The following is a 21,149-nucleotide window of genomic DNA, read 5'->3' on the forward strand; positions in this document are numbered from 1 at the left end:
ATGCAGTTCAGCCAGGAGCACGCCCTCTTCCGCACCAGCGTGCGCGAAATGCTGACCAGGACCGTCGCGCCGCACTACGAGGAGTGGGAGAAGGCGGGTCGCTTTCCCGCCCACGAACTTTTCCCGGAGTTCGCCAAGCTCGGCCTGCTCGGCCTGGAATACGACCCGGCGTACGGCGGGGAAGGCGCCGACCACTGGTTCACCGTCATCGCATGTGAAGAGTTCGGCCGGCTGCCGGGCAACGGAATTGCCATGGCCTACAACGTACAAGCGAACATGGCCACCCCGTCGCTGCACAAGCACGGCAGCGACGAACTCAAGCGCGAGTACCTGGTGCCCGTGATTTCCGGCGAACAGATCTGCTCGATCGCGGTGACCGAACCGGACGCCGGTTCCGACGTCGCGGGTATCCGCACCAAGGCCGTCCGCGACGGCGCCGACTGGCTGATCACCGGCGCCAAGACCTACATCACCAACGGTGTCCAGGGCGACTGGCTGTGCCTGCTGGTGCGCACCTCCGACGAGGGCGGCTACCGTGGCATGAGCCAGGTGATCGTTCCCACCAAGAGCCCCGGCCTGACCATCAGCCGATCGCTGGCCAAACTCGGCAACTGGTGTTCTGACACCGCCGAGCTGACCTTCGACCGGGTCCGGGTGCCGGTACGAAACACCGTCGGTGAAATCGGGCGCGGATTCCAGCAGCAGATGGAACAGTTCCAGACCGAACGGATCAGCGCCGTGTATCAGGCCGTCGGCCAAATGGAAACCGCGATCGAGCACACCGTCGACTACCTACGGGAGCGGCCGGCGTTCGGCGCCAAGCTCATCGACAACCAGTACCTGCAGTACAACCTCGCCGAACTGGCCTGTGAGGTGGACGCGCTCAAACGGTACGCACACTCCTGCGCCGAACTCATCGTCGCGGGCGTCGACGTCACCCGCCGCACCAGCAGCGCGAAATTGCTGGCCGGAAAGTTGATTCGCCGGGTGGCCGACACCTGCCTGCAGTATCACGGAGGCATGGGTTACATGGCCGAGACCTGGACGTCCCGGTTTTTCCGGGACTCCCGGTTGCTGTCCATCGGCGGTGGCGCGGACGAGGTGATGCTGCGGGTGCTGGCCCGCGACCTGATCAGCAAGCAGTTCTTCGACGACCCCGAGAAATCACAGAAAGCAGGCCGACAATGACCACAACGGAATCCACGTCCTCGGCGCAACAAAGCACCGATCGGGTGCGGTTGGACAAGGACCACGACAGCCACATCGCGCGGATCACGATCTGCAACCCGCAGAAGAAGAACGCGATGGCCCCCGAGGACTGCGAGCTGATGGGCCGCTACCTCGACGACATCGCCGAGGACGACGCCATCAAGGTGGTGCTGGTCAGGGGCGAAGGCGGTGTCTTCACCACCGGCGTCGACCTCAACCGGGCGTACGGCTGGTACGACACCCCCGGAGACGACCGCCGGCCCAGCCAACGGCGCCGGCTGGCCGTGGACCGCAAGGGCCAGCGGATGTTTCACGATTTCATCGGGTTCCCCAAGGCCACCATCGTGCAGGTCGAGTCCTACGCGCTGGGTCTTGGCCTGGAACTTGCGCTGGCCGCGGACCTGGCCGTGGTGTCGCGCCAGGCCAAGATCGGCATGCCTGCCGCGCGGTTCCTCGGACCGGTGCTCGGCAACGTGGCGTTGTTCATGCACCGGTTGGGTCCGGTCATCGCACGCGACCTCATGTTGACCGGCCGCACGGCCACCGGCGCGGAGTTCGAATCCGCCAGGCTGTTCACCCGGTTCGTCGACGAGGAAGACGTCGCCGCGGAGACAGAAGCGCTGGCGGCGCTGGTCGCGAAGATGCCCGCCGACGGTATCGCGATCGCCAAGGAGGCCTATCGCCTGGTCGAAGCGAGTTCCGCGCTCGGACTGGAGGAAACCACCGCATACTTGTTTCACAGTTACGGGACCAATCTTCGGTTCGAACCCGACGAGTTCAACTTCGTCAAGGAACGCGCCAAGAGCGGAACCAGCGAGGCGTTCCGCAAGCGCGACGAGCACTACGGCACGGGCTCGGCGCAGTGACGACACAGCCTTACGCACGCACGCTGCCCGACAAGGTGCTCGTCATCGGCGGCAGCCGCGGGATCGGTCGCAGCACCGTGGTCCAACTGGCTGCAGCGGGCATTTCCTGCGCCATCGGCTATGTCGAAAATGACGCGGCGGCAGAGGAAACGCAGGCCCTGGCCGCCGACACCGGCGGTCCGCGGCCCGTGCTGGTGCGCGGTGACCTCGGGACCGACCCCGCCGGGCTGGTGACCGCGGCCGTCGAAACGCTGGGTGGCCTCGGCGGTCTGGTGACCACCGCGGTGCCCATCGTCGCCGGGCGCACGCTGAAAGTGACCCGCGAAGAGTACGACCGGGTTTTCGACGTCCAGGTGTGGGGCCTGTGGGAGGCGATCCGCACCGCGCTACCCGAACTCGAAAAGGCCGGCGGCGCGGTGGTGGCCGTCAGCAGCCTCGGCGCCAACCACTATGCCCGCTACTACGGCGCCATCGGCCCCGCCAAGGCGGCGATGGAGAACCTGGTCCGCTATTTCGGCGCCGAGCTGGGGCCACGCGGGGTGCGCGTCAACGGCATCTCGCCGTCGCTGGTGGACAATCCGGGCCATGGCGGCGAGGACATCATCGCCGGCGTCGCCGACATGCAGGCGGCCGTGGCACAAAAGACCCCGTTGCGCCGGCTGGGGCACCCCGACGAACTCGCTTCGGTCATCGTCTCGTTGTTGTCCAACGACTTCCGGTTCGTCACCGGGCTCACCATCCCCGTCGACGGCGGCTACAGCCTGCTGGCTTGATCCCTCCACATACGAAAGAAGCTGCCAACAATGCAATTCCGGCTCACCGAAGACGAACTCGAGCTGCGCGACCGGCTGCGTGGCGCGATCGACGAGTTCAGCACCGACGATATGGCGGCGATGCGCGTCGAGATGGCCGAGTTGGAAAGCGACCGCCAAGCCCCCACCTTGTTCAACCCGTGGCTGGTTCGCCAGAGGGTCATCGGTTTGGGATGGCCGGGACCGTCCGGGCGGCCGGCGTCGCAGACCGAGCGGTTCGTCGCGCACGAGGAGTTGGATTCGGCCGGGCTGCCGACGTACGGCTTGGAACAGGCCGAGGCGGTTGGCTGGATGTTGGCGACGTTCGGTCCAGAAGGCCTTGCCGCAGAACATCTTCCCCGTATTCTCGATGCATCGTGGAGTTACGCGGGCGGCTACAGTGAGCCGGAGGCAGGCAGCGACATGCTTGCGCTGCGCACCAGGGGGGTACGGGCACCCAGCGGTGATTTCGTCGTCGACGGGCAGAAGATGTGGACATCTGGCGCGCACCTGGCCGACTGGATCTTCACCCTGGTGCGCACCGACCCCAACAGCACCCGCCACCGCGGCCTGTCGCTGTTGATGATCGATGCTCACGCACCGGGGGTAACCATCCAACCGGTTCGGGTGATGGGCGGTTGGCGGGTGAACGCCTGCTTTTTCGACAAGGTGTCGGTGCCGGCGCGCAACCTGATCGGCGAAGAGGGCAAGGCGTGGACGATGATGTCGCAGGCACTGGACATGGAACGCTCGATGAGCTTCGGCGGGCGTGAGGCCCGGCTGCTGCTGGCCCGCTATCTGGACCGGATGGGCGCGCGGGAAACCCGCCTCGACGAGGCCGCCTATCGCCAGATCGGCGAGTTTCTGGTCGACCTGCAGGCCGAGCGTCTGCTCGGCCAGCAGGTGGTCGCGCGCGGTGAACGCGGCGAGGCTGCCAGCGGCGAAGCATCGATGAGCAAGCTACACGGACCCGCGGTCGCGCAGCGGGTTGCGCAGTGGCTGGTCGACGCGCTGGGACCGAACGCCTACACCTGCGACAGCGGCGACCCGCTCGCCGAGGATGCCGAGCACTTTCTGCGGGCGGCGACGGTGCTGTCGATTATCGGTGGTACCAGCGAGATTCAGCGCAACATCATCGCGCAACGCTGGCTCGGACTGCCGCGAGGCTGAGAGAGGTACCTGCACCATGGATCTGGGGCTGAGGGAAAAGGTCGCGCTTGTGCTGGGCGCTACCCAGGGTATGGGTCGGGCCACCGCGATGCGGCTCGCCGCAGAAGGGGTCCACCTGGTGGTCTGTTCGCGTGGTCACGCCCAGGGTGATCAACAGTACCGATACACGGCGAAGCCCGAGTTGAAAGCCGTGGCGGCCGATGCGCTGGCGGCCGGCGCGGCGTCGGCGCTGCCCGTCGCTGCCGATCTGACCGAACCGGGCCAGGCCGAGCACGCCATCTCCACCGTCGAGACCCAGCACGGACGACTGGACATCCTGATCAACACCGTCGGGCTGTGCGAGGTCGGGGAATCCGTCACCGAGCCCGACGAATGGTGGGACCGGGCCTATCAGTCGGTGCTGATGTCCTCGGTACGGGCGTGCCGTGCCGGAATCCCGCTGATGCTGGAATCGGGCGGAGGCGCAGTCGTCACCACCTCGGCGATGTCCATCCGGCACTTCATTCCGCGGCTGGCACACTACTCGGCCCAGAAGGCGGCGCTGGCGCATTTCACGAAGAACCTCGCCCGTGAGTACGGCCCCCGCGGTATTCGGGCGAACGCGGTGCTGCCCGGGATGATCGTCAACGAGCAGATTGCCGAGAAGCGCAGGCTGTGGATGGCGGAAACCGGTGGCACCGAAGATGATTACTTTGCCGACGCCAACAGTCGCTGGGGCCAGGCGACGTGGGGCACGAGGCTCGGGGTACCCGACGACATCGCCGACACGATCACGTATCTGGTCTCAGAGCGCGCCGGCTACGTCAACGGCGTGCTGCTCAACGTCGACGGCGGATCCGAGTACCTCTAGGCGTCCCGCGGCACGACGCGTTCCACCGCGACGCGGGTGTCGTTGAACCCCGACATAAACGACAGCGGGTCTTCTTGTCTCGCGGGTGTGAGGACGTTGCGGTTGACACCCAGTACGTCAGGTGCCTCGCCATTGACCGGGTCGAACACCCGCGAACCCCAACCATGTTCGATCACCACCGTGCCTGGTCTGGGGTTGGTGGTTACGACGACATCGAGTTCTATGCTCGCCGTGCGCGAGCTGATGCGGGCACGATCGCCCGGCTGAAGGCCCAGCGCGGCGGCATCGTCTTCGTGCACTTCTACGCAGTTGCTGTCAACCAGGCGGCGGATGCTCGGCAAGTCGTTGAGGTGGGAGTTCATCGACGCCGGCAGACGACGGTTGCCGAGGAAGTATGGGAAGTCTCGGTCGACCGCGGCCTCAGCCCCCGCCGACAGTTGCCGTCGCGCCTCGTCGAGGAATCGAGTTGGTGCCAACCGGATCTGGTGGCTCGGAGTGTTGATCATCTGTCGCCCATGGCCGAACTCACGGTCCCCCAGCAGAATTCCATGCGGATGCGCCTTGACCTCGGCCCAACTAGTACGCCCGCCACCGTCGACGATTTCACGCCAGCGCATCTCGAACGCGTCGGGATCGACCGCGCCGAAACCTGGTAAGCCCATTGCAGCACCGAGGTCCTCGTAGAACATCCACTCTTCGCGCACCGTGGCTGGCGGTGGGAGTGCTTTCGGTGTGAACTGTACGAACGGCAACTCGGTGAGGGTGCCGAAGATCGGATCGACCAGTTCGTCGCGCTCGAGCCAGTGCGTGCCGGGTATCAGCCAGTCGGCATGCCGATGGCTTTCGCGCTGCACCATATCGACGCAAACCAGAAGTTCCAGGTCAGCTAGGGCACGGTCGAGGTGGTTCCCGTCCGGCCCCGTGACGACCGGGTTGCCATGCTCGATGAACAGCGCGCGGATCTGACCGCGCCCCGGGGTGAGGATCTCGCCGGGCAGTTCCGCTAGCGCATGGGATCCGGCCAACGCCGGGCGCCCGGCTACCCGGGAGCGGTGAGCTGTCGTCAAATCGTAGGGGATCAGGTCTGCGGGCGCGAAGCCGCGCTGAAAGTACCGGCCGCCCGGTTTGTCCCAGTTGCCGGTCACGATGCTGAGCACCTCGGACAGCCAGAGGGCAATCGTCCCGCGCGTCGTCTGGGACGCCCCGGTACGGGCGAGCGACACGGCTGTCCTGGCGGTGGCAAAGCGCCGCGCCGCACCTTCGATGTCGGTGCGGTCCACACCGGAGCGCTCCGTCAATACATCCCAGTCCGCATCGACCGCCAGCGCACGCAGTTCATCTGCGCCGACCTCGGCTCCGCATGCCGAACGGTCTTCAAGGTTGTTCGCAAAGATCGATTTCAGCATTCCGAGCAAAAACGCCCAATCCTCACCGGGCCGCACCTGGAAGTGCCTGGTGGCCTTGGCCGCCGTGGGCGTGCGATAGGGATCGAGGACCATCAGGTCCGCGCCCTGGTTCACGCGGTCGAGGATTCGTCGCCACCCGTCAGACACTGCCGACGCCCAATTCATCTTGCTCTCCGCGGGGTTGGCGCCGACCAGCAGGAAACAGTCGCAGTCGTCGACGTCAGGGATCAGCGGCATCAGGGTGACGCCGTACATCTCCCCGCACACCATGGTCTTGGCGTTGGTGTCCACGGATCCCCAGTTGAAGATGCTCCCGGAGCCAAGCGTCATCACGAAGCGCAGCAGTCCACCTAACGCGGACGGATGAAATCCCGCAGGGTTTCCGTAGAAGCAACCGACCGCGTCGGGCCCGCCGTCGGCGAGGATCTGCGACAGTTTCGTGGTGATGTCGTCACACGCCTCTTCGTAGGAGGCCGGCACGTACCGATCGCCCACACGACGCATGGGTGTCGTGATCCGTCTCGGATGATGTACCAGTTCGCCCGCTGTCCGTCCCTTCACACAGAAGTCACGCCAACTCAACGGATGCGCCTTATCAGGCCCGATGCGTTGGACGCGACCACCTTCCACGGTGACGGTGATCCCGCACTTCTGCTGACAGATCCGGCATGTCGTGTGCACGTCGGCCACATCGCCCCCTTCCTGCGGCGCTAACCGCGCGTCACCGCAATAATACAACCTGGTTAGATAATTGGGTGCGAGATGGCGAATCGGGTTGGGCTACGCCAACGGGGTGCCGCTGAACGTCGACGGCGGCTCCCAACACTGTTGAGTGACGGTGCCGTTCGTACCGTCGACCTCGACCACAGCGCCATCGGAAAGGCACAGGGTCGCTTGTTGTGTTCCCACGACGCACGGGATACCGAACTCGCGCGCGACGATGGCGGCATGCGAATGTAATCCGCCGACATCGGTGACCACTGCCGCGACGCAGCCGAACAGCGGTGTCCAGCCGACGTCGGTGACGCGAACCACCAGGACCGTGTCGGGTTCGATGTCGTCGACCTCGTCGGAGGAATGCACCACCCGAACGGGCCCGCGCACGATCCCCGGGGAGGCACCCACCCCACGCAGTACCTGCGGGCGAGCGGCCCCGGCGGCGGTGTTCAGCGGTTGCCAGCGCAACGTGAACATCGGCGGCAACCGCAGCGCCGCGAGCCGCACCCGTTCCGCCTGCCGGTCGGGGATTCGATCGATGAACAGCCGAGGCGCGGCGATTTCCTCTGGCACCAGGTAGAAGACGTCACCGACTTCCTCGAAGAGCCCCGCGCGCACTTGTCGGCGTCCGACTTCACGCATGGCCAAGCGTAAGGCATGGGTACCGCGAACGGCGACGTCCTTGGCGCATTCGCGTCGGCGCACCGCAGCGTTGAGCACGCCAACGGCTCGGCGTGCCACGCCCGAGACCTCAGGCCCAGCGCTCGTCGGCCGCGACGGAACATCGAGCGCCTTGGCGACGACGTCGAGAAGTTGCGCGGGTTGATCGCCGTACATCCGGTTCGCCAACTCAGTCTCCGCGGGCCCCCGGTGCCCGGCGTCGGAGATCAACGTCCAAAACGCCCGCGCGAACGACGGATCGACGGTGTCCAGCCGGTCGATGAGGTCCTTGGCCTGCTCCTCGCGAAGCAGTTTCTCAGCGGTGGGTCGGGACCGCGTCAGCTCCACCAGCCGGTGGACACCGGAAAGCAATGTGGCGCTGGCCAACCCGTGGGTACCGCCGCGCATCGCCGCCAGGTCCAGATCTGGTGCGACCCTGCGGACCAGCGCCTGCGCCGCCGACACGACCAGGTTGGTGGTGGTGCTGTAAGCCCACGCATCCAGCATGAGTTCGCGTGATGTGTCGATGAGGGTCAACAACGCGTTGTCATCGAGTTGCCGCAGTTCGTCGACGGACGGGGACATTTCCCGCACCCGCGCTCCGAGGTCGGCGATCCGGCGCCCGGCGCCCGCCATCCGCAACGCGGCGCCGGGCACGCCCAGCGCCGTGCGGATGGTCGATGAAATCGGTGGGCGGTCCGCGGAATCGCCGTCGACGTGCGGGATTCCGAGGATGTGTTCATCCACCTCACGAGCGTTGGTGCCAGGCATCGCAGCGGCCATCGCGTGCACCACCGACAGGTTCGTGTAGAGGCGGTGCCCGACCGACGCGATGCCGAGGGTTCGTTGTGCGGCGATGACGTCCTCGTCGCGCATCCCGAGAACTTCCACCTGAATGGCACCCGCGAGCCGCAGCGCATCCCGACCCACCATCAAGGACATCGGCGTCAACGTGCCACCGAACGCCTCACCGACGTTGGCGGTGGTCAGGGTCGGGTAGCGGGCGTCGACGTAGTCGTCGAACTCACCCCTGAGCCCGGACGGCGCCGGATCGACGCGATGCTCGCTGGGCGGGAGGTGATCTCGCGCCCACCGGTGGTCCGGTGCCGGGGTGCGCCACGGGGTCGGTACCCGAGCCGTGCCCAGATACACCACCGCGTTGACCCCGGCCCGCGCGTCAGCCAGCGCCGCTCGCGAGCCGTAGACCGGGGTGTAGCCCCACTCAGTGACGAGTCGGGTCGTGTCGAGCGTGGGCATGTAGCGGAATCCATCCAGGTCGGCGGGGCTGAGTTCCAGCAGATCCGCCCGCCACGCGGCACCGGCTGCCGACCGCAGGACGTTGAAGGGCAACCGGACGAGCGGCTTTCGGAGAGCCTCGGCGATCTCGTCGATGGTGAGCCCGGTATCCAGGGGGCCGACGTTGACGGTTCCCGTGCGGTCTCCCAACGCGGCGCGCGCGTGGAAGCGGCCGACGTCGTCGGTGTGTAGGAACTGCCATGGCCGCATCTCACCCCGTGGTGCAACCAGTACGGGATGGGCGAGGAAGCGGAACTCGTAGTTGTCCATATCGCGGCCGGCGACGACGCAGGTGCGGGTGATCACCGCGGGCACTCCGGACTCGGAAATCAACTCCTCGCACATCGCTTTGTGACGCGCGTAGAGCACGTCCGGATGGGGGCGCAGCGGGTGGTCTTCGCCGATGACGTCGGGGTTGTCCGGCCACGGACCGTAGGCCAGCGTCGATGACGTGAAGACCAGGTGGCTCGCACCAGTCGACTCCATGGCCCGCAACACGTTTCGGGTGCCGCCGATATTGATGTCGGTCACCCCGGTCGACGAACGCAACGGCGCGAGCAGGAACGCGAGATGGATGACCCGGTCGCATCCCGTCATCGCCCGTTTGACTGCCTCGGCATCCCTGATGTCTCCGCTGATCGAGGCCACCCCCGGGATGTCCACGGTCCGGCGGGCCAGCGCCACCACGTCGGCGCCCCGGCGCACCAGGTCGCGGCAGATGACCCGACCGAAGACTCCGCTGGCGCCGGTGACCAGTACACGCATTGCAGGGTTCCTTGCGGTGTTCGAGTGCGTTGTCGCCGGCGCTACACGCGGGCGGGGAAAACTTCCTGCCAGGCCCAGTGTCGCTTCAGGCTGCGCGTCTCGGCGACGCGCCGGATGACGCCGGTGTGGCCGGACCATCCCGGTCGGGCGGCCGAGAAGTCCACCATCTTGCCGTTGGGGTCGGTGACGAACTCCCACGGTTGTGCGTCGCCCACATCGAAGGTGATCCGGTCGACGAATTCGGCGTCGCGCCAATCGATCTTGGCGTCGACGGACAGCGAGTTGACCAGCACTGCGTCTGCCGATGCCACGGCGGCGAACCGGAACCGGTCGGTGCCAATGCTCATGTGGCCCCATTCCACGGAGCCGTCTTCGTACTCGTTGGCGAAGACGTTCCAGCCACCCTGCAACCGCATCCAGATCGCGCTGTTGTTCCAGCCGACACCGTTGGGCAGATAGCTGTGATCGACTGCGAAGAAGCCGCTTACCGGCTTCCCCAGCATGGTGCCCTCGGCGAGATAGGGCGTGGACGTGTAGAAGCAGGCGCCCGGCTCGCCGGGTTCGCCGCCTTCCCCGCCCTCGGTGCGCCATGGCACGAAGACCTGAAACCCGGGAGCGGCGAGGGCGCCGCTGATGTCGAGCAACGATCCGTCGGTGCTTTGTTCCTGCCAGCTGAAGTCCCTATCTCCCAGCCGAACCGTGAAATTCGCACCACGGGAGGATCCGCCGGCGAACGTCTCGTGACCGTCGAGGTATCCCCGCTCCACCTTGCACCCCTTGGCCCCGTGCGCACTGGCGGGGTGCACCCGCAGTCCGGTTTCGTCGGCCGCCATGATCGAGATGTCACGCGTGGTGTAGGTGATGGCTTTGCGGATGAACGCGTACGACGCACCGTCCTCGGTAGCCATGATGCCGTAGAAGTACGTGCCCTCCAGCGTCAGACCGAAGTAGGCCTTGTGCAGCAGATGTTGATCGGCCTCTGGACGGAAGAATCCGACCAACGGCTGATGATCGAAATCGCCTCTGCGGGGCAGGCTTTCCAGCATGTCGGCATCCTTCCGCTAATTAACTACAATATTTGCAGTTAAATGCTTACCGCACGCTACCCGGCCACCGACCCCGTGACAAGCCTCAGCTGCGCCCGTCCAGCAGGAAGTCGACGAGCCGTTGCGCTTCGGCGCTGGGACTGGACAATTGCTGCGGGAAGGCCATCTGGGTGTAGATCCCCTCGATCATCGCCGCGCCGGTCAAGCTGCGAAGGAACTCGGTCGTCGCGACGTCCGCACGCCATTCCCCCCGCGCCACACCGCGTTCGAGAACCTCCATCGCGCTCTGTAGGCGCACGGTGTTGATCTTCTCCCACTCGGCACGCAAGACCTCGTCGCCGCGGCTGTCGAGCACGATGCGAAACGTCGCCATCCCGTGCACGCTCGAGAAGCCTTCGAGCAGTTGCTGTGCCACCGACACCAGTTGATCTCGTGCGCTGCCTTCGTCGGCCACATCGAGGCTCGCGTCAAATGACCGCACGGCCGCGAGCAACAGTTCCTCGCGGGTGGGCCAACGCGCATACACCGCGGGTCGGCTGCAGCGTGCCGTCCTGGCTACCAGGTCCACGGTGAAGCCCGCCTTACCGTGCTCGGCGTACACCCGCAGGGCCGCGTCGAGCACACGAGCGTCCATGTCCGGGTCCCGAGGGCGGCCGCGGCCTGCCCCGGAACCCCTAGCGCGCCGAGACCCCACGCGCTGGATTCTTCCACGCGCTCAGCGCGGCGGTTGTGCGTCAACCACTCTCGCGCGCCCAGCGCGGCAGCGTGAACCCGCGGTCGAACTGCCACAGATCGGTGATCTGATCGCGGGTGGCCGGGTTCGTCAGGGTCCGCGCCAGGTTGGCCAGCCACGGACCCGGGTCGGGCATTGCCGCGGTCCACGCGCGGATCCGGCCCGAGTACAACTGGCAATCGGCTTCGACGGTGACGCCATAACCGCCCAACGCCTGATGCACGGTGGCGGCGGCATGACGGGATGCAGAACGCGCCTTCGCGGCAGCCATCACCGCAGCGAAGAGCGACACGGCGCCGTCGGTGTCGGCCAGATACGCGGCGTGGCGCACCAACAGGTCGGCAGACTGCACGGAGGTGGCCGTTTCGGCCAACGGATGCGAGACGCCCTGAAAGCTCCCGACCGGCACACCGAACTGACGTCGATCGCAGACATAGGAGACGCCGTAGCCGATCAGCGCCTGCGCGGCCCCGACCAGGCGGGCCGCCTCCAAGAGAAAGCCCCAGGCCCGAACCGCATCGGCGGCGCCGTCAACCGGGACGGGCTCGTCGGTGACCCCATCGAGGACGACTACTGGCTCTCCCGCGGCGCTGCGCCGGTGATCATCCGGTGTCGCAACAATCCCCAACCCGTCGTCGGCGAGGGCAACCAGAGACCGGGCCAGCCCTGCCGGAACCACGGCACGGTCGACGCCGTTGGCAACCCCGGACTGGCCGAGCACCACCTGCGCAGGCAAGGCCGATACGAACGGCACCGGTGCCAGATGAGCGCCGAGAACGACCGCCGCCCGGGTCAGCAGATAGGGCTGATCCGGTAGTTCCCAGAGCCCGAACTCGGCCAGGGCGGAATCCAACTGTGCTAGTTCCTCGGCGCGCCCCGGTGACGCGTCGCGCTCGGTGGCGCGCAGTGCGTCGGGTGGGCAGTGCTTGACCAAAATGGCCTCGAGGGCCCCGGCCAACTCCTCGGCCTCTTCCGGCCAACGTTCATCGAACAACGACCACTCCGACCCTAGACACCTAAACCTACAACCAGGTTATAGTATTCGGTGTGCAGCACGATACGGCGGCATCGCCGCGCGGACTCAACGATCTGGGCATCGAGCTGTCCGACGCGGACGCTGCCTTCGGGGCGCAGTGGTCGACATGGCTCGACGGGCACCTCCCGCTGATCCACGACGAACTGCGGGCGGCGAAGTCGCCTGCGGACAAACACATCACGGCCCGCAAGTGGCAGGCCCAGGTCGCCGGCGGGGGATGGGCGGCGATCAGTTGGCCGCCTGAGTTCGGTGGACGGTCGGCCACCGCGCGCCAACAGTTGCTCTACTACCTGGTCTCCGCCGAGCGGCGAGTGCCGCCGCTGGCTGGCCGTATCGGCCTGAACTTGTGCGGCCCGACCCTGATCGCACACGGCACTCCCGAACAGCAGCAACGCTTCCTACCGCCGATGCTTGACGGTCGGGAGGTGTGGTGTCAAGGGTTTTCCGAACCCGGCGCCGGTTCAGACCTCGCGTCACTGCGCACGCGCGGTGACGTCGACGGCGACGAGCTGGTGATCACCGGCCAGAAGATCTGGACCTCGGGCGCCCACGTCGCGGACTGGATGTTCGCGCTGGTGCGCACCGACCCCGCGGCGCCCAAGCGCGCGGGCATCAGTTTCGTCCTTGTTCCGATGAACGCGCCTGGTATCGAGGTGCGGCCGATCCGCCAGATCTCCGGTGACGCCGATTTCAACGAAGTCTTCCTCGACGCGGTCCGGGTACCGCTGGCCAACGTGGTCGGCAGCCTCAACAACGGTTGGAACGTCACGCGCACGACGCTGGCCAACGAACGGGCCATCCTGTTCATGGGCCAGCAGATGGCTTCGACCGCCACCCTAGGCAAAGCGATCACCATGGCGAGAACCCCCGATCCCCACGGGGTGCTGGCCGCCGAGGATCCCGAGTTGCGTGACCGTATCGCGCAAGCATGGATTGATGTGGAATTGTTGCGGCTCAACGGAATGCGTAACCTCGCCAAGGTACTCGCCGGACAGGAGCCCGGCCCGGAGGGCGCGCTGTCGAAGCTGTTCGGACAGCATGTCGAACAACACCTCCACGAACTAGCCCTCGATCTCGGGGGTGAGTTCGCAATCCTCGACCGGGGCGCCGACCACGCACCCAACAACGGCAAGTGGGCGCTGGGCTGGTTGCGCACGCGCGCCTCGACCATCGGCGGTGGTACCTCCGAAATCCAACGAAACGTGCTGGCCGAGCGGATCCTCGGACAGCCTCGAGACCCGTGGGCCGATACCTAGATGAAGTTCGAATTCACCGCGGAACACCAGGCGCTGCGCAACCTCATCGCCGACCTCTGCCGCGAGCAGAGCCAACCGCGGGCAATGTATGACACCGATGCCCGTATCGACCGGGGGTTGTGGAAGGCATTGTCGCGCGCCGGTCTACTGAGCATCGGGCTGGCCGAAGACTACGAAGGCGGCGCCGCGGGACCCGTCGAACAGGCCATCGTCGCCGAGGAACTGGGGCGCGCGGTGGGCGGTGTTCCGTTCAGCGAGCACACCGCCGCGCTTGATGCGATCACGCTTTTCGGCTCCGATGAGCAGCGGAGGCGCTATCTCGTCCCGCTGGGCCGCGGTGAATCGGTCGCCGGCATCGTCATCGGCGACCGCCACCACCTTGCCGGCGTCCAGCCGCGACAAGACGGCGCACGGTGGCGCTTTGACGGCCGAATACCACTTATTCCCAACGCCTCCGCGGCGGACGTGCTGGTGCTACCCGCCCTGCTCGACGACCGGATGTGTTGGTTCGTGACCGAAGCCGCCGACATCACGGGGTTGTCGACCGTGGACCGCACCCGCCCGGCCGCGTTCGCCGAACTCGACGGCGCCGACGCCGAGTTGCTTTGCGGCGTCCCCGCAAGCCGCCGTCCCGTCCAGTTGTTGTTGGCGCTGGCCGCTGCCGAAGCGGCCGGGGCCGCCGCCGCCGCACTGGACATGACCTCGCGCTATACCGTCGAGCGGCACCAATTTGGCCTGCCTATCGGCACTTTCCAAGCGGTCAAGCATCGGCTGGCCGACATGTTGGTGGCCGTCGAGAACTCCCGATCGGCGGTCTACGGTGCGGTGTGGGCGCTTGCCGAAGGCGGACACCCCGATCGTGCAGTGGCGCTGGCCCAAGCAGTGGCGACCGATCATGCGGTCGCGGTGGCCGGCGATGCGGTGCAGTTGCACGGCGGTATCGGCGTGACCTGGGAGTGCGATCTACACCTGTACCTGCGGCGCGCGAAAGTGCTTCAGCACACCTATGGTTCGCCCACCCTGCACCGGCGCCGTATTGCCGCCAGCCTCCTCGACTGACGCGGGGGCCACTAGGTGCCCGAGGTATAGCGTGCTACAAGCTCCTGCTTGTAGAGCTTGCCGGCGTCGGATCGCGGCAGTTGTGCCTCGAACGAGATCGAGCGCGGACACTTGTAGCGGGCCAGCCGAGTTTGCAGCCACACCAGAAGCTCGTCGCCGAACTCGGTTGTGGCGTCGGCGATGTCAATCGGCTGGACGACGGCCTTGACGATCTGGCCCATGTCCGCATCGGGGATACCGAAGACCGCCGCGTCCATCACCCGGGGGTGGGTTATCAAGATGTCCTCGCTCTCGCGCGGATAGATGTTCACCCCACCGGAGTTGATTACGTGATGGCGTCGGTCGGTCAGGTATAGATAGCCCTTTTCGTCGAGGTATCCGACGTCACCCACCGTGACCCAGCCGCGCTGGTCCCGCGCGGCCGCCGTCTTCTCCTCATCATTGAGGTAGGTGAACGACAGACCCCCGTCGTAGTAGATGTCACCCGCCTCACCGGGCGCCAACTCGTTACCGTCGTCGCCGAGTATGTGCGGGGTTCCCACCAGCGGGCGCCCCACCGAGCCGGGGTGAGCCAACCATTCCGCTGCGGTGATGAACGACGTACCTGCTCCCTCCGACGACGAGTAGAACTCGTCGATGATCGGTCCCCACCACTGGATCATCTGGCGTTTGATGTCGACGGGACACGGTGCCGCCGCATGTACCACCCGTTGCAGGCTGGACACGTTGTAGCGCTGCCGAATCTCTCGCGGCAGCTTCAACATTCGGACGAACATCGTCGGAACGAACTGCGCGTGGGTGACCCCGTGGCGTTCGATGGCCTCAAGCGCCTCGACCGGATCGAACGTCTCCATCACCACCACCGTGGCTCCCATCGACTGCAACGACATCGTCCAGTAACTGGGCGCCGTGTGGTAGAGCGGCGCCGGGCTCAGGTACACGGCGTCGCCTGTGATGCCCATCGCGTCGAGCAACGGGGTCAGCAGACGGGGCGCCTCGGCGGGCGACAGGTGCGTCAGCGGGCGCACGATGCCCTTCGGGCGGCCGGTCGTGCCCGACGAATACTGCAGCAGTTCACCTTCCCGCTCGTCCGCGATGGGCGTCGCCGGCTGTGTGGCCACCGCGTCCGGGTAGCGGTCCCAGCCCGCCATGTCGTCCTCGACCAGGAAACGCACTGCCGGTAGACCCTGCGGCAGATGCTCGGCGAGCGCCTCGCACACCGCACGGGTGGCGCGCGACCCGATCACCGCGTCGGCGCCGCTGTCGTCGATGATGTAGGCCGCCTCAGCGGCGGTCAGACGCGTGTTGATCAAAACGTAGTAGAGCCCTGTGCGTCTGGCCGCCCACATCACGGGGTGGATGTGGGCGTTGTTCTCCATCAGGACGGCGACCACATCGCCTTCGCGCAGTCCGGCGCGACGAAACGCATGGGCCAGGCGGTTCGACGACCGTTCCAGATCGGCGAAGCTGACACGGCGACCGGACGGATGCAGGATCAGCGCAGGTTTGGCCTGACCTAGGTGGTCGCGGATGTGCATGAGCTTTCGTACCGCCTCAACACCGGGGAGCGCGCACCAGCTTGCCCCGCAATACCATGACCTGGTTAGACTATTCTCTTGTGGCCCGCTTTGCTTCGCTTCGACACGGCTGACACGCGGGTCACCGAGATGAGCGCAGAGGAATGCGGCTCACGTTTGACGACCGAGACGTGGAGGTTCACCGATCGGTGTCTCGAAGTCGTGCGGGCCGGGCCGCGCGAGTCGGCGCCACCGGTGGTCTTCGTCCACGGCGTCTGCCACGACGCGTGGTGCTGGCACCATTTTCTTCGGTTCTTCGCCGACCGCGGCCACGACACCGTCGCGGTCAGCTTGCGTGGGCATGGGGCAAGTTCCGGGCACGACCGATTGCACGAGCTTGGGCTGGCCGACTATGTCGACGACGTCGCACGGGTGGTCGGAAAACTGGGCCGCAGGCCGCTGCTGGTCGGCCACTCGATGGGTGGTGCGATCGTGCAGCGGTACCTGGCCGAGTACGCCGACACGGTGCGAGGCGCCGTCCTGTTCGCCTCCGCGACGGCAGGAGGGTTGGGCCGCAGCAGGTTCGCGGATGCAATGCGAGGTAACCGGCCGAGGGCCGTGTTCAACGCCATTCGGATCGCGGTAGGTCGTCCGGGCCGCTCCAATGTGAACAACACCCCGTTCTTCAGCAACAGGCTCAGCCTCGAGGAAGCAGAAGCGTACCGGGCCCATCTGGGCGCGGAATCACGGCGCGCCATCAGGGACCTTCTTCACCGCTTCGAGCACGTACCGCCGAACCTCCCGCCTGTGCTGGTGATCGGATCGCGCGACGACGCCCTGTTCGGCGAGCGGAGCCAACGCACCACCGCGCGGGCCTACGGCGTGTCCCCGGTGCTGCTCGACGGGCTCTGTCACGACATGATGCTCGATCCGCAATGGCGATCGGCCGCAACATATGTGCTCGAGTTCCTACAAGCGAACGCCAACTCGTCCCAGCCCCCGGGGCAGACGGCTGCCGCTGCCCCGGAACGGCATTCGGAATGACCTTATCGGTGTCGCCTCGTGGCTGCGCTCGGCGCATCGGTGAGCCGACCGTGCAGTATCTGCTGGACCACCTCGGTCAGCTGCCGTACGACGTCGGCTTCGGGCCTGCCGTCGTCGTCCAGACGCGAATCCCCGGCCAGCGCCAGGACGATCACCGCGCCGCCCAGCGCCTCCACCACGGCGCTGGGCGACGCGTCGGGGTGAAGGGCACCGGCCGTCTTGGCCTTTTCGAGCACCGTGACCGCTTGTGTTATCTGCGGTTCCACCACCCGATCACGGTACTGCTGAAGCACATTGGGGTAGCTGCCACCGTCGATGTGCACACGCAGGTTGGCATACCCGTTACCGCTTGCGAAATAGGCGAATACGTCACAGCCGAAGGCCACCAACGCGTCCTCGACGGGACGGTCGTCGGCGAGCAGCGGAAGGGACTGCGCCGAAAGAGCATCGAGGAGCAACGCCTCGGCGTCCGGATAGCGCCGGTACACAGCATCTTTGCTGACCCCGGCCGCCCGCGCCACGCCGTCGAAATGAAAGCCTGCCCAGCCTTCACGCGCATACAGCGTGCGAGCCGCCTGCCGCACCCGGTCGTCGATCGTCGGATCGCGCCTGCGACCTGCACCTGGCTTGCGTGGCCGCGCGCGGCGTTGTCCCTCACGTCTACCCGCTGCGCCGGGCTGGCCCCCAGTCATCGCGTCCCGTGTCCTTCCGTCGGTCGAAGTTTAGACACTGCGCCTCACACTCTATTGCCGACGGAGAGCGTCGGTATTAGACTCCAGCTGAAATCAGCCCCGCCCTGCGGGGGTGGAAGGGACCACATGTCGATCTCTACAAGTCGGGGCGACTGATGGCGTGCTGCGTGTTGGCCGCCGCACTGTTCGGTTCGGTCGTTCGCAGGTTCCGCCGCAGTGGCGGTCGGGAGACTTCCGTGCCCGTCGCCCGGTGGTCGCCGGGATCACCCGCTTCCACTACGACGTCGAGGAGCACTTCACGATGACACTGTCCGCGGTCCAACCCGAGCGTGACACCGAGGCCGGATACACCTTGACCGTCCCCAGTCAACCCAACGGTCCCGCGGTCCGACGGTTGCTGCGGCGCACCGCGATCGGCGCGGCGCTCCTCGGCGCCGCCGCCACCCTGGTCGCCAGGTTCAGCAGGCGACCGGGCCGCCGGGCGGCCGCACTCGGCACGCTACTCCCTGGCGGCGGTTATCTCTATACCCGCAGCCCGGTGCGGTTCCTGGCCACCCTCGGCGGATTCGGTGCATCGTTGGTGGCGTGGTTCGGCAGCGGCAATATCCTGGCGCCGCCGCTGGTTTGGCTGGCGGCCGCCCACAACGCGCGCAGGCAGGCCGACCGCGGACACCGGACATGGGAGGGTGCACGACTGGCCGTTCCCGGCGCGCTGGTGACCGCCGTCGCGGCTGGGACCGTGGCCCAGCGGCGGGCCTTTCGGGCAGCTCAGGACCGTGGACGTGAGCGCGCGAGCTATCTGGCAACGGTGCCGCGAATCGATCCGCGCCCCAAGGACTCGGCTCGCAATGAACTTTCCGCCGATGACCTGGCGACGTTGCGATCGCTGTTCGATCGGGCCTTGCAGCCGTTGGACAGGTTTGACGGCTTCACCAAGGTCGACCAGTTCCAACCCGCTGCCACCCGTTACCAGCTCAACTTCCTGCAGTACGCGCTGGCGATGTCCCAATTACACAGCACCCCATCGTTTCACGGTTATCTTTCGGCCGCGCAACGCAACCTGATCGACAAGTTGACACTGCCGCCGGTGTGGCGTTACTGGGCCTACGAGCAGGTATGGGGCAACCTCAGCCTCGACTGGGACCCGATGAAGCGCGACAACGTCATGCTCTCCGGCTATTTGGGCATGATGTTGGGCACCTACGAGTCGAACACCGGCGACGACCGGTACCGCCGCCGCGGTGCGCTGCCCTTCCGACTGGGCAAGCGCACTTGGCCCTACACCCACGACATGGTCAGCGCCGCAGTGCATGACAACATGGCGCGCTCGGGGATGACGTTGTTCCCGTGCGAGCCGAACTGGGTCTACAGCGCGTGCAACATGACCGGCATCAACACCTTGCTGATGTCGGATCGACTGCACGAGACCCGCTTTATCGAATCGATCGGTGAGAAGTTCCGGCGTGCACTGCACGAGGAGTTCATCACCCCGGACGGCCGGGTGACCGCTATCCGGTCCGCCCGTCTCGGGGTCACCATTCCCATGCTGACATCGACGATCGCCGACAGCGGCCTGGCCACCATGCTGCACGCCTTCGACTCCGAACTGGCGCAGCGGTGCTGGACAATTGTGCGACGCGAGTTCGTCGACACGTCCGGTGCCGAACCCGCGATCGCGCTGCGGGGGTGGGACGCCATCGACACCGGCAACTACAAGAAGAGTTCCGTGGCTTCGTTCGTGCCAGTGATGTGGGGAGCCGCCGAAATGGGTGACACCGAGCTTTACGAGATGCTCGCGGCGTCGCTGGACCGGCAATGCCCGCCCACCGAAGTCAACGGCACCCGTTGGCACGACGGGCTGTCCACCAACATGAACGCGATGATGGCCGTGGCCCGGTTCAGCCCGCCCGGTGGATTCCGCGCGCTGATAGCCGACGGCCCCGACGCGGCCACGCTGAGCGGACCCGTTCTCGCCGACGCGGCCTACCCCGACGTGTTGGTCGCGTCGGCGCGCACCGATGGCGCAGACCTGCGGATGGTGTTGCGGCCGGGCGCCGATCCCGTGCGAACCCACCTCGGAATCCAACGACTCGTTCCGGGCCGGCGCTACCGCGTCCAAGGTGCGGTGGACGACCTGGTGATCGCGGATGCCCGCGGCCGCGCCACGGTCTCGGTCGACCTCGCCGGACGCACCGAGGTCACTTTGGCTCCCGCGTCCTAAGGCGCTTCAGGAAAGGCATTCGACCCATGCAGAAAGTTCTCGTCACCGGCGCCGGTTCGGGGATCGGCAAGGAATTCACCAAGCTGTACCTGCACGACGGCTCGAAAGTGCTCGCGGTCAGCCTGCTTCAGGATGAACTCGATCAGCTGCCCGAGGATTTCCGGTTCGGCGCTTCGCGGCTAAAGACGCTCCAGATGGACCTCGCCAAACCGGATGCGGCCGACGCCTTGCTGCAGTGGTGCAACGACAACGACTGGTTTCCCGACGTGCTGATCAACAATGCGGGTTTCGCCTGCTTTGGTGAAGCCGTCGACCTGTCGACAGAGCGGGTGGCGGACATGCTGGAACTCAACGTGATCACGTTGACCATGACCTCGATGCTCTTTGGTCGCGCGATGAAACAACGTGGCCACGGCAAGATCCTCAACGTCGGCTCAACCGCGGGAATGGTGCCGTCGACGCGGATGGCCGCGTACGGCGCCAGTAAGTCCTACGTCAACACGTTCACCTATGCCCTCGCTGCCGAGCTGAAGCCCTACGGGGTCACCGTCACCTGCCTGACCCCGGGCGTCACACAGACGAAGTTCGCCCAGGCGGGCGGCATCGACACATTCAACGGGAAGTCGCTGCTGCACAATATATTCGAAAATAACAAGGGGGGTTCGCCGGTCGAGGTGGCCCGCGGCGGATACGACGCGCTGGCCGCAGGCAAGGCGCAGGCGCGCGTCGGTAAAGGGTCGACGTTCGCCGCCGTAGCAGCTCGTTTGGTCTCCCAAAAACGCCTGCCGGCCTTGGTCAAGAACCCGTGATGGCGG

General features: G+C 66.3%; 18 protein-coding genes. 11 read left to right on the plus strand and 7 right to left on the minus strand.

The window, feature by feature from the left end; translation table 11 throughout:
- Genes ABQE93_RS03645 through ABQE93_RS03665 form a run of 5 tightly spaced genes read left to right on the plus strand, consistent with a single transcriptional unit; the run spans position 1 to position 4,886 of the window.
- The gene (locus ABQE93_RS03645; RefSeq protein WP_448405905.1) at positions 1–1,188 is read left to right on the plus strand and encodes an acyl-CoA dehydrogenase family protein; all 1,188 of its coding nucleotides are present in this window, start codon (positions 1–3) and stop codon (positions 1,186–1,188) included.
- Positions 1,185–2,075: an enoyl-CoA hydratase/isomerase family protein gene (locus ABQE93_RS03650; RefSeq protein ID WP_448405906.1), complete on the plus strand. Its 891-nt coding sequence runs from the start codon at positions 1,185–1,187 to the stop codon at positions 2,073–2,075. Before ABQE93_RS03645 ends, ABQE93_RS03650 begins: the two co-directional genes overlap by 4 nt.
- The gene (locus ABQE93_RS03655; protein ID WP_448405907.1) at positions 2,072–2,848 is read left to right on the plus strand and encodes an SDR family oxidoreductase; all 777 of its coding nucleotides are present in this window, start codon (positions 2,072–2,074) and stop codon (positions 2,846–2,848) included. Before ABQE93_RS03650 ends, ABQE93_RS03655 begins: the two co-directional genes overlap by 4 nt.
- A 30-nt stretch (positions 2,849–2,878) precedes the next feature.
- A complete protein-coding gene (locus tag ABQE93_RS03660) occupies positions 2,879–4,036 on the plus strand; it encodes an acyl-CoA dehydrogenase family protein (RefSeq protein WP_448405908.1) in 1,158 nt (385 codons plus the stop codon).
- Between the two features lie 16 nt (positions 4,037–4,052).
- Positions 4,053–4,886 (plus strand): SDR family NAD(P)-dependent oxidoreductase, encoded by an 834-nt coding sequence (locus ABQE93_RS03665; protein ID WP_448405909.1) that lies wholly within the window; start codon positions 4,053–4,055, stop codon positions 4,884–4,886.
- Here the strand turns inward: ABQE93_RS03665 and ABQE93_RS03670 are convergent.
- Complete coding sequence (locus ABQE93_RS03670; protein ID WP_448406513.1) at positions 4,883–6,922, minus strand: molybdopterin-containing oxidoreductase family protein; 2,040 nt, start codon at positions 6,920–6,922, stop codon at positions 4,883–4,885. The genes ABQE93_RS03665 and ABQE93_RS03670 overlap by 4 nt on opposite strands.
- On the opposite strand from ABQE93_RS03670, the gene ABQE93_RS03675 reads away from it, so the two are divergent.
- Positions 6,878–7,006, plus strand: a complete 129-nt coding sequence (locus ABQE93_RS03675) for a hypothetical protein (protein ID WP_448406553.1) — start codon at positions 6,878–6,880, stop codon at positions 7,004–7,006. The genes ABQE93_RS03670 and ABQE93_RS03675 overlap by 45 nt on opposite strands.
- 66 nt (positions 7,007–7,072) lie before the next feature.
- Here ABQE93_RS03675 and ABQE93_RS03680 read toward each other — a convergent pair whose 3' ends face one another.
- From ABQE93_RS03680 to ABQE93_RS03695, 4 genes are all read right to left on the minus strand, one after another.
- Positions 7,073–9,730 carry an NAD-dependent epimerase/dehydratase family protein gene (locus ABQE93_RS03680; RefSeq protein WP_448405910.1) on the minus strand — a complete coding sequence of 886 codons (2,658 nt, stop codon included), beginning with the start codon at positions 9,728–9,730 and terminating at the stop codon, positions 7,073–7,075.
- 41 nt (positions 9,731–9,771) lie between these two features.
- The gene (locus ABQE93_RS03685) at positions 9,772–10,776 is read right to left on the minus strand and encodes a hypothetical protein (RefSeq protein ID WP_448405911.1); all 1,005 of its coding nucleotides are present in this window, start codon (positions 10,774–10,776) and stop codon (positions 9,772–9,774) included.
- 85 nt (positions 10,777–10,861) lie between these two features.
- Complete coding sequence (locus ABQE93_RS03690; protein WP_448405912.1) at positions 10,862–11,410, minus strand: TetR/AcrR family transcriptional regulator; 549 nt, start codon at positions 11,408–11,410, stop codon at positions 10,862–10,864.
- Between the two features lie 100 nt (positions 11,411–11,510).
- Positions 11,511–12,503: an acyl-CoA dehydrogenase family protein gene (locus ABQE93_RS03695; protein WP_448405913.1), complete on the minus strand. Its 993-nt coding sequence runs from the start codon at positions 12,501–12,503 to the stop codon at positions 11,511–11,513.
- Positions 12,504–12,556: 53 nt separating this feature from the next.
- On the opposite strand from ABQE93_RS03695, the gene ABQE93_RS03700 reads away from it, so the two are divergent.
- Complete coding sequence (locus ABQE93_RS03700; protein ID WP_448405914.1) at positions 12,557–13,801, plus strand: acyl-CoA dehydrogenase family protein; 1,245 nt, start codon at positions 12,557–12,559, stop codon at positions 13,799–13,801.
- The gene (locus tag ABQE93_RS03705) at positions 13,802–14,860 is read left to right on the plus strand and encodes an acyl-CoA dehydrogenase family protein (protein ID WP_448405915.1); all 1,059 of its coding nucleotides are present in this window, start codon (positions 13,802–13,804) and stop codon (positions 14,858–14,860) included.
- Between the two features lie 11 nt (positions 14,861–14,871).
- Here the strand turns inward: ABQE93_RS03705 and fadD4 are convergent, their stop codons facing one another.
- Positions 14,872–16,398 carry a fatty-acid--CoA ligase FadD4 gene (gene fadD4 / locus ABQE93_RS03710; protein WP_448405916.1) on the minus strand — a complete coding sequence of 509 codons (1,527 nt, stop codon included), beginning with the start codon at positions 16,396–16,398 and terminating at the stop codon, positions 14,872–14,874.
- Positions 16,399–16,476: 78 nt separating this feature from the next.
- Between fadD4 and ABQE93_RS03715 the strand changes: the two genes are divergently transcribed.
- On the plus strand, positions 16,477–17,421 hold the full coding sequence (locus tag ABQE93_RS03715) for an alpha/beta hydrolase (RefSeq protein ID WP_448405917.1): 945 nt from the start codon (positions 16,477–16,479) through the stop codon (positions 17,419–17,421).
- A gap of 2 nt (positions 17,422–17,423) precedes the next feature.
- Here ABQE93_RS03715 and ABQE93_RS03720 read toward each other — a convergent pair whose 3' ends face one another.
- Positions 17,424–18,113 (minus strand): TetR/AcrR family transcriptional regulator, encoded by a 690-nt coding sequence (locus tag ABQE93_RS03720; protein WP_448405918.1) that lies wholly within the window; start codon positions 18,111–18,113, stop codon positions 17,424–17,426.
- 250 nt (positions 18,114–18,363) lie between these two features.
- On the opposite strand from ABQE93_RS03720, the gene ABQE93_RS03725 reads away from it, so the two are divergent.
- Positions 18,364–20,334 (plus strand): linalool dehydratase/isomerase domain-containing protein, encoded by a 1,971-nt coding sequence (locus ABQE93_RS03725; protein WP_448405919.1) that lies wholly within the window; start codon positions 18,364–18,366, stop codon positions 20,332–20,334.
- Between the two features lie 26 nt (positions 20,335–20,360).
- Positions 20,361–21,143 carry an SDR family NAD(P)-dependent oxidoreductase gene (locus tag ABQE93_RS03730; RefSeq protein ID WP_448405920.1) on the plus strand — a complete coding sequence of 261 codons (783 nt, stop codon included), beginning with the start codon at positions 20,361–20,363 and terminating at the stop codon, positions 21,141–21,143.
- Positions 21,144–21,149: the final 6 nt, after the last annotated feature.

It is taken from the genome of Mycolicibacterium sp. XJ662, from assembly GCF_053484035.1.